The organism is Arthrospiribacter ruber, assembly GCF_019343195.1.
Classification (GTDB): domain Bacteria; phylum Bacteroidota; class Bacteroidia; order Cytophagales; family Cyclobacteriaceae; genus Arthrospiribacter; species Arthrospiribacter ruber.
In genome coordinates this window covers 143,507-155,734 of record NZ_RPHB01000001.1, presented here as the reverse complement: position 1 = coordinate 155,734, position 12,228 = coordinate 143,507, and the positions used below count along the sequence as shown (strand labels likewise).

At 40.3% G+C, this 12,228-nt stretch carries 12 protein-coding genes; 3 read left to right on the top strand and 9 right to left on the bottom strand.

Features of this window, described 5'->3' with window-relative positions; genetic code table 11:
- Positions 1–65: 65 nt before the first annotated feature.
- A complete protein-coding gene (locus EGN73_RS00660; RefSeq protein WP_343207061.1) occupies positions 66–308 on the top strand; it encodes a WYL domain-containing protein in 243 nt (80 codons plus the stop codon).
- 29 nt (positions 309–337) lie between these two features.
- Here EGN73_RS00660 and EGN73_RS00655 read toward each other — a convergent pair whose 3' ends face one another.
- The 3 genes from EGN73_RS00655 to acnA all read right to left on the bottom strand — a co-directional run bounded on the left by EGN73_RS00655 (position 338) and on the right by acnA (position 4,545).
- Complete coding sequence (locus EGN73_RS00655; RefSeq protein ID WP_219286106.1) at positions 338–1,087, bottom strand: EcsC family protein; 750 nt, start codon at positions 1,085–1,087, stop codon at positions 338–340.
- Positions 1,088–1,134: 47 nt separating this feature from the next.
- Positions 1,135–1,542, bottom strand: a complete 408-nt coding sequence (locus tag EGN73_RS00650) for a DUF2116 family Zn-ribbon domain-containing protein (protein ID WP_219286105.1) — start codon at positions 1,540–1,542, stop codon at positions 1,135–1,137.
- A gap of 228 nt (positions 1,543–1,770) precedes the next feature.
- The gene (gene acnA / locus EGN73_RS00645) at positions 1,771–4,545 is read right to left on the bottom strand and encodes an aconitate hydratase AcnA (RefSeq protein ID WP_219286104.1); all 2,775 of its coding nucleotides are present in this window, start codon (positions 4,543–4,545) and stop codon (positions 1,771–1,773) included.
- Positions 4,546–4,663: 118 nt separating this feature from the next.
- On the opposite strand from acnA, the gene EGN73_RS00640 reads away from it, so the two are divergent.
- Positions 4,664–5,716, top strand: a complete 1,053-nt coding sequence (locus EGN73_RS00640; RefSeq protein WP_246611406.1) for an endonuclease/exonuclease/phosphatase family protein — start codon at positions 4,664–4,666, stop codon at positions 5,714–5,716.
- A gap of 43 nt (positions 5,717–5,759) precedes the next feature.
- On the opposite strand, the gene EGN73_RS00635 is transcribed toward EGN73_RS00640, so the two are convergent.
- From EGN73_RS00635 to EGN73_RS00620, 4 genes are read right to left on the bottom strand one after another with little or no spacing between them, the layout of a single operon-like run.
- Positions 5,760–6,728 carry an MlaD family protein gene (locus EGN73_RS00635; RefSeq protein ID WP_219286103.1) on the bottom strand — a complete coding sequence of 323 codons (969 nt, stop codon included), beginning with the start codon at positions 6,726–6,728 and terminating at the stop codon, positions 5,760–5,762.
- Entirely contained in the window at positions 6,728–7,489 is a 762-nt protein-coding gene (locus tag EGN73_RS00630; RefSeq protein WP_219286102.1) for an ABC transporter ATP-binding protein, read from the bottom strand. Before EGN73_RS00630 ends, EGN73_RS00635 begins: the two co-directional genes overlap by 1 nt.
- Entirely contained in the window at positions 7,482–8,279 is a 798-nt protein-coding gene (locus EGN73_RS00625) for an MlaE family ABC transporter permease (RefSeq protein WP_219286101.1), read from the bottom strand. Before EGN73_RS00625 ends, EGN73_RS00630 begins: the two co-directional genes overlap by 8 nt.
- A gap of 20 nt (positions 8,280–8,299) precedes the next feature.
- On the bottom strand, positions 8,300–8,665 hold the full coding sequence (locus EGN73_RS00620) for a response regulator (RefSeq protein WP_246611405.1): 366 nt from the start codon (positions 8,663–8,665) through the stop codon (positions 8,300–8,302).
- 493 nt (positions 8,666–9,158) lie between these two features.
- Between EGN73_RS00620 and EGN73_RS00615 the strand changes: the two genes are divergently transcribed.
- Positions 9,159–10,535, top strand: coding sequence for a TIGR00341 family protein (locus tag EGN73_RS00615; RefSeq protein ID WP_219286100.1), 1,377 nt, complete (start codon positions 9,159–9,161; stop codon positions 10,533–10,535).
- Positions 10,536–10,669: 134 nt separating this feature from the next.
- Here EGN73_RS00615 and floA read toward each other — a convergent pair whose 3' ends face one another.
- The gene (floA, locus tag EGN73_RS00610; protein ID WP_281422207.1) at positions 10,670–11,689 is read right to left on the bottom strand and encodes a flotillin-like protein FloA; all 1,020 of its coding nucleotides are present in this window, start codon (positions 11,687–11,689) and stop codon (positions 10,670–10,672) included.
- A gap of 3 nt (positions 11,690–11,692) precedes the next feature.
- Entirely contained in the window at positions 11,693–12,154 is a 462-nt protein-coding gene (locus tag EGN73_RS00605; protein WP_219286099.1) for an NfeD family protein, read from the bottom strand.
- Positions 12,155–12,228: the final 74 nt, after the last annotated feature.

Here is a 12,228-nt window from a genome sequence, read left to right as displayed (position 1 = left end):
AATCATTTGGGTTTTATTTCAGATCCATTAGCAACATCAACACGCCAAACAATCCAGTTGAAGAAGTGATCCTAACTTTCACAGAATTCAAAGGTCGCTATATCAAATCCTTACCTTGGCATACAAGTCAGGAGATCTTGGTTGATGACGGCAATATCCTCACCATCCGACTCCGTGTGAAAATCGAGTATGAACTGATCTCCGAGATCCTTTCCCATGGTGACGAAGTCAGGGTCGATGCTCCGGAGAGGTTAAGGGATATTATTAAGGAGAAGGCTAGGAATAATGTGGGGGGAGTATTAGGCTAAACACTTAGTATTTTAATATCAATCAAACTCTACACTTCCCACCGAAAATACCTCACCCTATAGCACTGAAGCGCGGTTTCTCCCAGCTTACCACTCAATTGGTAATTGGCAACAGCACCAACTCCGGCACCGATGACTGGAATAAGCTGCGCCAACTTGGCCAAATCCATATAATCTCTATACTCCAATTGAAAAGAGCGCCAATCAAAATCATTGACCGTTTCCGGAAGATCTGATGCGTCATTCTCCCAATCTTCAATAAGCTTGACCGTCTGATTCCTGGTCTCTTGGCTAGAGAATGCCAGTTTGAAGATATAAAGCATAAACAAACGCTCTCTGAAATCGCTGACATCCTTGCCATAGGCTGCAGCGATTTCAAAAAGCATTTTCATCTTAATGGTCAAAAAGGCCGGAAAATCAGCTATTCCCATAAGAATCCCCCCTGCTCCTGTGATCGCACCTTCAGCTGAAGCGGTATTCTTATAAAACTTGATGATTTTCCGAACTTTCTTTTCTCTTTCCTGAAGTGAAACCCCATCAAGAGCCTTAGGAGTTATGAAACGGGTACCGAACAAAACACCTTTCACCATATTTTCAATGGCAAAAGTAACGGCCTTGTGAAACCTCTCAGGTAGAATCTGATTGATGGTTTTTTGGGTCCCCTTTGTAATGAAATTGATCAAAGAAGGCCTTTGATGGTTTTTGGCAAGCCAAGCTGACATCTCCGCAAAAGCCAATTCTTCATAGAAATCATCATTTAGATCGGGGCTGTTATCCATAATTTTTTCAGGCTAATCGAATATACGTATTGCCTGAAAAAACGATGTCAAAGGTCTCCACCAATCCTTTTAAGATTTTCCAGATAACCTTCTCCCATATCCCTGACAACCAGCACCCAGCCGTCCCAATAATCCAGAATCCCATAATCAAAATTAAACCAAAAAAACTTATTGGGAGAATGGGCAAAATGATGGGTATGGTACTTAAAGTTAAATCCCATTTGAGAAAGTCGCTCTTTAGGCACTTTTACACTTTCTACTCCGTCTTTCAATACCATCATCAGAATTTTACGGTTTGCCTTTTGGATATACTGGATGGACTTTACTTCATCTACCACTTCATCTTTATGCTGATTGTTGTGGCTGCTTCTGCACTTATCATCGCAAAATTTCTTGTCTGACCTCCCGTGAATAATCGACCCACAATAGAGGCATCGTTTTCTTTTTAACTCCATAAAATTAATTTTTTAAAGTTTGAAGAAACCCCGGAGGGGAACTAAATCTACTGTTGAAATTAACAATTCGATAATATTGAAGCAATACCCAATTTTGGGTATTTTTTCATCTAAAAAAGGCAAAAAATTCACACTTACCTTAAAAATATACAAAAAAGGCCGGATATAGCCGGCCTTCATAGTCATTCAGATCTCAAGATTTTGAAAATCAAAACCCCGAATAAAAGATCATTTCTTTAGAAAATCTCTCAGTACATAATGTAAGATCCCCCCATTCTTGTAATACTCTACTTCAATGGCAGAATCCAGACGACAAAGCACCTCAAATTCTATTTTTTTGCCTTCCTCTTTTTTTGCTGTAACCTTTAGTTTTTTCATGGGTTTCAAATTATCTGCGATACCCGTAATACTGAAAGATTCTTTTCCAGTCAATCCTAAACTATCAGCGGTCTGACCTTCTTCATATTGTAATGGCAAAACACCCATACCGACAAGGTTACTTCTGTGTATCCTTTCGTAACTCTCAGCGATTACAGCTTTGATACCCAGAAGATTGGTACCCTTTGCAGCCCAGTCTCTGGAAGAGCCACTACCATATTCCTTACCGGCCAATACCAACAGCGGGATATTTTCTGACCTGTATTTTTGTGCGGCGTCGAACACGCTCATTTCTTCCCCTGAAGGAATGTGTAGGGTATAACCACCTTCCCTTTCGGCAAGCTTGTTTTTGATCCTTACATTGGCAAAAGTCCCTCTGACCATCACTTCATCATTGCCTCTTCGAGAGCCATAGGAATTAAAATCCTTTCTCTCTACTCCCCTATTGACCAAATACTGTCCAGCAGGACTGGACTCAGCAAAAGAACCTGCCGGAGAAATATGATCTGTAGTAATGGAATCACCCAACTTCAGAAGTACATGCGCTTCCGAAATATCATTGGGTTCACCTACCTTTTCTGATATTCCTTCAAAAAACGGCGCTTCCTTAATATAAGTACTCTCAGATGACCATTGGTACACTTTATCCTTTGGAGCCTCGAGCTGCTTCCACATGTCATTACCTTCAAATATTTCCCCATAACTCTTTGCATAATCTCCAGGAGACAAGACCTGGCTCATCACATCATTGATTTCTTCATTGGAAGGCCAAATATCTTTCAGGTAAACAGGCTCTAAGTTTGGATCATAACCCAAAGGTTCATTCAAAAGGTCAATATCCACTCTACCCGCTAATGCAAATGCCACTACAAGCATAGGCGACATCAGGTAATTCATTTTTACCTGTGGATGCACCCTAGCTTCAAAATTCCTATTGCCGGAAAGGACGGAACTTACCACAAGGTCATTGTCCTCTACGGCGCTGGCAATATGCCTTGGCAAAGGCCCCGAATTACCAATACAGGAAGTACAACCGTACCCAACCACATGAAACCTCAAAGCTTCAAGATCATCCAACAAGCCTGATTTTTCCAAATAATCCGTCACCACCTTCGAACCTGGAGCCAAAGAGGTCTTTACCCAAGGCTTGACATCAAGACCTCTTTCACGTGCCTTTTTGGCTACCAAACCTGCTCCAAGCATTACCGAAGGATTAGAGGTATTGGTACATGAAGTGATGGCTGCAATGACTATTGACCCATCATGCAAAGCGAATTTTTCATTGTGCAGTTTAACCACCACAGTTTTGAGTCCATTTTTTACCTTAGTCTCATACTCCACACCATCTGCATCCCCTCCTCTGTTTTCTCCAGGCTGACTGCCTCCTTCAGCGTGCCATCTCCCTACGTCTCTTTTATCAATTGGTATATACTCCCTACCATGGACATCCTGAAGGAGCTCACCGAATTTACTTTTGAATTCTTTCAATAGAATTTTATCCTGAGGTCTTTTTGGACCGGAAACGGTGGGTTCTACGCTACTTAAATCAAGCTCTAGTACCGAACTGTAGTTGATTTTATCTTCATTTTCTCTCCAAAGCATATTGTTCTTACAATATTGCCTTACCAGGTCAATCTGATCTTCGCTCCTGTTGGTTTTGCCCATGTAGTCGAGCGTTCGGTCATCAATTGGGAAATAGGTGACCGTACATCCAAATTCTGGAGACATATTGGAGATCGTAGCCCTATCTGGCACTGATAAGTTGTCTAACCCGGGACCGAAAACTTCTACAAATTTACCTACTACACCATGCTTCCTCAGCAATTCAGTAATGGTCAATACCATGTCAGTGGCGGTAATTCCCAATGGTAGCTTACCTGTAAGTTTCAGCCCTACTACTTCTGGCATAATGAAATAGATAGGCTGACCTAAAATGGCAGCCTCGGCTTCTATACCACCTACACCCCAAGCTACAACGCCTATACCATTGACCATTGGAGTGTGGGAATCTGTACCCACTAAGGTATCTGGGAATACATTACCATCCCTAGCTATCACTCCCTGTGCCAGATATTCAAGATTCACCTGATGACAGATCCCCATCCCGGGAGGCACCACCGAAAAATTATCAAATGCCTTCTGCGCCCATTTCAAAAACTGATACCTTTCCCCGTTTCTCTCATACTCGACCTCTACATTTTTCTTGTAAGAATAATTGGTTCCAAAAAAATCCACCTGAACAGAATGGTCAATCACCAAATCCACTGGAATCAAAGGATTTATTTTTTCAGGATCCTTTCCCTTACGAACGGCTTCAGCCCTAAGTGAAGCGATATCCACTACCGCAGGCACTCCTGTAAAATCCTGCATCAATACCCTGGCTGGCTTAAATGGAATATCTTTATCCGAGGGTTCCGGTGACCATGTGGCAAGGGTTTCTATATGTTCTTGGGTGATGCCGAAATCATCAAAATTCCTAAGGGCATTTTCCAACAAAATCCTTATCGAAAAGGGCAATTTATCTACCGAATACCCTGCATCCTGAAGTGATTGCAAGCTCCAATAAGTCAGTTTACCTGATTTTAAATCTAAATGTTTTTTGGTTTCGTGTGGATGTATTTTCATAACATATAGTTTTTATTAAAAAGATGATTCGTAATATTAACTGCAATTCAAAGATTTTAATTCTCAATTTAATTAATTTATACCCATTAAAACCTTTTAAGTTTGTTTTTTTAGACCTATGGATGATATTATTATGCATGTATTTCTTTTGATTTTAAGCTGCATTTTGATTTTAGCTACATTTATCCCAGCTGTAAAAAAGGATCACTGGACCTTCCGGGTTTTTGATTATCCGAGATTTCAAAAACTGCTCCTTTGCCTTACAGTATTGATTCTTTGGCCAGTAATTGGATTGGATAATGTAATACTTTATTGGACTTTCTTTATCCTATTGGGATTTAGTACAGTTTTCCTCATGTATCAAGTTTTTCCTTTCACTGTTTTTTCGAAAAAAATGGTTCAGGACAGCAAGTATAAAGGCAACAAAATGCTTTCTGTGATGGTGATCAATGTCTATCAGCATAATGATTCTTACCAAAAAGTCATCAATCTGATAAATGAGGAGCAACCAGATCTTTTTGTTTTGGTAGAAACTGACCAAAAATGGGCTGACCAGATATCTCATTTCAAATCAGATTTTCCTTACCATATCGAAATTCCAAAAGATAATACGTACGGAATGCTTTTCTATTCAAAAATAAAAGTAAAAAGCCATTCCGTCAGGTATCTTGTAGAAGAAGATGTTCCTTCAATTGAGGTGGTTTTGGACTGTGATGAGCTTGGGGAAGTTACCTTATTTGCCCTGCACCCAGCCCCACCAGTACCGAGCGAAAATCCTCAAAGTACAGAAAGGGACGCTGAAATTTTGTTGGTAGGGAAAATGGTTGCCAAAATGAACAGCCCGGTGCTCGTCCTAGGCGATCTGAACGATGTGGGCTGGTCATATACCAGCGAACTTTTCCTGAAGATTAGCGGCATGCTGGATCCTAGAAGAGGCCGAGGAATGTTCAATACCTTTCACGCCAAATATTTTTTTATGCGCTGGCCTTTGGATCATATTTTTGTCAGCAGGCATTTCACCCTTCAAAAACTCAAAGTCCACAGGTATGTGGGATCAGATCATTTCCCTATCAGCGGGTATTTCACATTGGATCCTGACAATAATAACAAAGGACTCAAAGCAACTCTAAGCGAAAAACTTGAAGCAAAAGAAAAAATAAGAAAAGCATAAAAAAAGCCGACTTTTGCCGGCTTCCATTGATTCTAAATATCCTTTAATTTTCATTGGCCCTTTCCATTCGACGGAACCCTCTTCTGAAAGGCCAGGTATATTCCAATGCTTCCAAACCTCTGTTCAAATTCATTGCGGAACTGTCAGCATAAATCAATGTCTGCTTGAGCCTTTCTGCAAATTCAGGATCATTGATAATCATTCCAAGGGTATTATCCTTCTCGTTAAGCTTTTGGGTAACCGTATTCAGGTTTTGGGTCATTTCATTGGCATTGGAAGCCGTGGATTGCAGCTCAGCAATAGACTCCCTAAGATTTTTATATAATTCCTGGTCGGTAGAAAGGTCATGAAAAAGGTTTCCTTCTTTATTCAGGTTTTGGGCAAACTTGTTCATCTCCGCAACCATCCTATTACTATTAACAGAAGCTATTTCAAGATTTTTAAGGGTGTTTTTGAAATTTTCTCCCAACAGACTATCCGTCATCACAGTACCTACAATCCCCTGACCTTCTGCTATCTTGGAAGTAAGCACTTTGAGATTTTCTGTGATGGTCACCAAATTGAGATTATTCTCCTGTAATGTCTCCATCATCCTGTCGGTATCAAGAGGCATTTCGGCTTGTAATCTATCCCCACTTTCCACAGAAGGAGCCTGGGTGGTTCCTCCATAAATAACTATGATTTTGTTACCTATAAGACCATCAGATCCAATAGTAGCTTTGGAATCTTTCCGGATATACTCCCTTACTTTCTCCTCCACATTCATCACTATTTCAACCTGAGAATCCCCATAAAAGTTGATCCTCCTAACAGTCCCGATTTTCACTCCTGAAAACCAAACGTTATTACCTACCTGCAACCCGGCCACATCATCAAATACGGCATTGAGGGAGATGCTTTTTACAAATTTTTTCTGCTGCCCGCCCATGGTCATGATACCGGCCACGAGGATAGCAATACCTATCAGGACAAATATCCCGACAATGACAGATTTCTTATTATCGTTTCTCATTATTTAATGAAGTTATAGTCATAGAATGATTTCACACGCTGATCACTTGCCTGAGCAAAGACCTCCTCAAAAGTACCGGTAGCCTTAAACTGACCGTCCAACAAGACAGTCATTCTGTCCCCTGTTTCTTTGGCGCAAGTCAAGTCATGGGTGATCACAATAGAAGAAGTATTGAACTGCTCCCGAACCTGATTGATCAATTTATTGATATCCATACAGGTGATGGGATCCAAACCTGCGGTAGGTTCATCATAAAGCATAATTTCCGGATTGAGAATCAGGGTACGGGCGACTCCTATCCGCTTTTTTTGTCCACCGGAAAGTTCCGAAGGCATTTGATTGACTGATTGTGGCAATCCTACTGCATCCAGCAATTCATCCACCCTTTTGTCAATTTCTTTTCTGGACAAGCCTTTAATATTTCTTGTCAAGGGAAATTCCAGATTTTCCTTGACCGTCATACTGTCGTATAAAGCCGAATGCTGGAATGAAAAACCAATTTTTAACCTGAGCTTATTGAGTTCTTTTAATGTCAAACCATCTGTGTCCGTCCCAAGAATTCTTATACTTCCTTCATCTTGCTTCAGCAGACCGACCATAATCTTGATCAAAACAGATTTACCTGAACCAGATTTCCCCAAAACAACCAAGTTTTCTCCTTTATATAAATCCAAGTCCACACCCATCAGGACATGGTTGTCATCGAAGGATTTCTTCAATCCCCTAATTTCAACTACCTTTCCTCTATCCTGATTAAGCATATCTGATGGCGTTTACGATTTGCAATGCTAATAACTCTTCGATAAATATCAGAAACATGGCCATAACTACTGAGGAGTTGGCGGCTTTTCCGACTCCTTCAGTTCCTTTAGAGGAATTATAGCCTTTGTAACATCCTACTATCCCAATGGTAAACCCGAACACCAAAGATTTGATCAGGGAAGAAAAAAGATCCAGAAATGAAATGGCTTCAAAAACCTGCACAAAAAAAGTGGACAGGCTGACCAGCTCATTTTGATTTACATTGATAAAAGATCCCATCAAGGCCACAAAATCTGTATACATTACCAAAATTGGGATCATAAGAGTAGTAGCCACTGTTCTGGTCACTACCAAGTATTTGAATGGATTGATCGCGGATACCTCCATAGCATCAATCTGCTCTGTCACTTTCATTGAACCTATTTCCGCACCTATACTGGAACCTACTTTACCTGCGGCAATCAATGCAGTAACTAATGGACCCATGGCCCTCACCACGGCAATGGAAATCAATGCAGGAAGCCAGCTGGTGGCTCCAAATTCTGATAAAGAAGGTCGGGACTGGTTGGTAAAAACTATCCCAACGATAAATCCTGTCAATGAAATCAAAGGCAAAGACCTATACCCTATTTCATAACATTGCCTGATGATTTCCTTGAATTCAAAAGGCGGTTTGAAAACCTCCTGAAAGAACATTTTGACAAAAGAAAAAGCACTGGCTAGCCCAATAAAAAAACGGTCAATTTTTTTACTGATTAAAGGCTTTTTCTCATGGTTTATTTTTGACATAGTATTCTGTTGAGATACATTTAATTTTCAATGCCGAGGATTTCAGCCATTATTTCATTTTTGAGTGGCTTCACCAGAAATCCTGACACCATCTCGTAATCCATGCTCATCTGAATGTCTTCCGGATCCATTGAGGAAGTGAGCATTTTTACCTCAATTGTCCTGCCTCTACTTTTAAGTAAATCCAAAAAATCCCAACCCCTCATTTCAGGCATATTCACATCAAGTATCAATAAATCGGCATCGTTTTCTTCCAACCAATTCAATGCATTGTTCGGATTTTCAAAGAAGAAAAGCTCCAGCTCAGGATTTAACTTTAGCAGATTTTTTTTGTTTATCATGTGCTGGATGGTATCATCATCTACAAATAATATTCTTCTGATCATCTTACGAATTTTACTTTTTACAAATTCAAAAAAACAAGTATTCACAGCAATAGTCTTACAATTCTGCAAATTCCATGCAAGCTCCACATCATGAAGTGACACAAATATAAAAACAAATGATAGCCATAAAGGAAATTAATATACGGAATTGAAATTAAGTTATGACTAATTTTTTTAGTCATAACTAATTAAGTCTTGACTAAATGAATTATAATTCATTACCAATCAATCAATTAAGCAAAAACAAACGCAACACGCTTTAAGAATATATTAGGAAGAATTTTATACTTATTTAAGAAAAAAAACTGGGCAAGAGAAACCCTTTTCACCGAAAAAAGCAGGAAAAACCCTCCAATTCATCTTGGTTTTTACCCTTATTTTGGTATTGTGAGCATTTAAAATACGCCTCATTGGCACAAAATAAATTTGAAAAACCGCTGCAATTGTTTTTCATTGTATTACCGAACGACAAGTATTTTATTATTAGCTGTTAATGAAAGCACCCAACAAAGCCCTCAATCTGAGAAAAAAAATCCTCGAATTATTGCTTTTTTTCAAAGATAGGTTTGACCTGCATGAAGGCAAAGAAGATGAACTGGAGACCATTGATTACATCAGAAAAAACGTAGAGTTCAAAGGAGCCAATCTCTGGATCTTGATCTTTGCAATTTTTGTGGCATCGGTAGGACTCAACGTCAACTCCACTGCCGTCATCATAGGTGCCATGTTGATTTCCCCCCTAATGGGTCCTATTATGGGAATCGGGTTGGCTGCAGGAATCAATGACTTTGAACTGCTGAAAAAATCAATGAAAAACCTGGGGATTGCCGTCCTAATCTCCATATTGACCAGCACCATTTATTTTTCCTTTACGCCACTTAATGATGCGCAATCGGAACTCCTAGCCAGGACCGAACCGACCATTTGGGATGTATTGATTGCTCTCTTCGGAGGACTTGCAGGGATCGTCGCAGGATCAAGGAAGGAAAAGAGCAATGCCATACCGGGAGTGGCAATTGCCACTGCTTTGATGCCGCCACTTTGTACCGCTGGATATGGACTCGCCACAGCCAACTTGTATTACTTCTTTGGAGCATTCTACCTATTCTTTATCAACTCTGTATTTATCAGCCTTTCCACCTATCTGATTGTACGGTTTATGAAATTTCCTAAAAAAGAATTCATGGACCCAAAACGTGAAAAAACGGTCAAAACATATATTACAGTATTCACTATCCTGACCATAGTCCCATCTATTTATCTGGCTTATAACATTGTCAAAAGGACTATCTGGGAAAAAGCCGCAAGTCAGTTCGTAACCACAGAAATGGAATTCCCCAGAACTCAGGTAATTTCGTCTAACTTGATTTATGATGGAGATTCGGCTGTTATCGATATTAGTCTCATAGGTGAAAGGATCAGTGATGAAGAAATCAGCATTCTTCGGAGGAAACTCGAAGCTTTCAACCTTAAAAATACTTATCTGAATGTGAAGCAAAGCGGAGATGGCAGCCCTGACCTGAATATACTCCGCTCTGATGTACTAAAAGATCTTTACGAAAGAAACGAACTCCAACTTCAGGACAAGGACAGAAGAATAGCACTTCTGGAAAGGGAGCTGGAAGAATACAGCAAGAGCAATAGGGAGGTGCTGGACATTGGTAGAGAGGCCAAGGTAAACCATAGCAATCTTCAGAATTTTTCTATCAATAGATCCGTAATTGCCAACTTGTCGGAAAACAAACAAGATACAATTTTGATGGCTTATGCTAAATTCAGGCAGCTTCCATCAAGGCAAGAATTGAACAGGTTTGAACAATGGCTGAAAATAAGGACAAAGGCAGATTCACTCACCTTAATTGTCGATTAAGCTGTTGATTTCAGTAGCTCAGCCTTACTCAAAATAACAAAAGAAAAAGCCGGAAAGATGCTTTCCGGCTTTTGTTTTTATTTGATTAATCAGAACCTTTGAACGTATAACATATTTGGAATAAATATAACCGGTTATTTTTTGTCTCCCGACTTACCTTTGCCTGCAGATGAACCCGAAGAACCTTGATCCGTTCCGGCTATAGAAGACCTCATGTCTGTATCTGATTTGATATTTTCCATTCTGTAGTAATCCATCACTCCCAACTTCCCTGATCTGAATGCTTCAGAAATGGCTTTAGGCACTTCTGTCTCTGCTTCGATAACCTTAGCTCTCATCTCTACTGTTTTGGCTTTCATTTCCTGCTCCAATGCAACTGCCATTGCCCTTCTTTCTTCAGCTTTGGCTTCAGCCACTTTCAGATCGGCAGAGGCCTGATCTATCTGTAGCTTGGCTCCGATATTGGTACCTACGTCAATATCGGCAATATCAATAGAAAGGATTTCAAATGCAGTCCCTGCATCCAGCCCCCTTTCCAGTACCAGCTTGGATATTTTGTCAGGATTCTCCAATACACTCTTGTGATTTTGAGCAGAACCAATAGAAGTCACAATACCTTCCCCTACCCTTGCCAAAATGGTATCTTCACCTGCTCCACCTACCAATTGGGCAATGTTGGCCCTTACGGTCACTCTTGCTTTGGCGATCAACTGTATTCCATCAGCAGCTACTGCAGCCACATTTGGCGTATTGATCACTTTTGGATTCACGGATATCTGTACCGCTTCAAACACATCCCTACCTGCCAGGTCAATGGCTGTGGCCTGCTTGAAACTGAGTTTGATGTTGGCTTTATCTGCCGAAATCAAAGCCCGGATTACATTGGGCACATTTCCACCTGCAAGGTAGTGTGTCTCCAGCTCATTTGTAGTAAGGTCCAGCCCTGCTTTGGTAGCTGTGATAAGGGAATTGACTATGACGCTGGGGGGCACTTTCCTGATCCGCATACCTATCAGTTCTCCGATACCTACTTTTACATTGGCAAATATCGCAGTGATCCAAAGGTTGACTGGGACAAAATAAAGAAAGATAAACAGGAGTATCAGCCCGGCAAAAGCTGCAAATAATATAAATGCCGAATTGGTCATTTCCATAGACTAAGATTTAACGATGATTTTATTGTCTTCCAATTTAGTAATAAATACTGTTGAACCTACCCGGATAAAGCCCGAATCGGATTTTACTTCATAAATTAGGTCTCCAAACTCTGCTTTCCCTATTGGCTTAATGTCTGATACTGCTTTGCCTTCCTGCCCCTTTTCCAAACCCAAAAGCCTGTCATCAAAAGAACGGGATGTAATGGCATCTTTAAGGGCAAACTTGGTCCAGACACCCGAATGGAAGCCATAGAACAGCAAAGCAAAATTAACTGTAAAGGTGGTTGCCAGAATCCACCAGCCAAGTTCATTGCCAAATGCCAGAAAGCCATAGTAAATGCCAGCTACCGAAAAAAGCAACCCTAAAATACCGATCAATGTTGTCCCTGGTACAAAAATTATTTCGGTCAAAACCAAAATAACTCCGACCAAAATCAAGGAGATCAAAATAAACCAAGTCATAGGATAAGTTTAAAGGATAAATCAAATCTAGTAAAATCAGAACTAAAACAGGCATAAAAAAACCTCCATTGTGG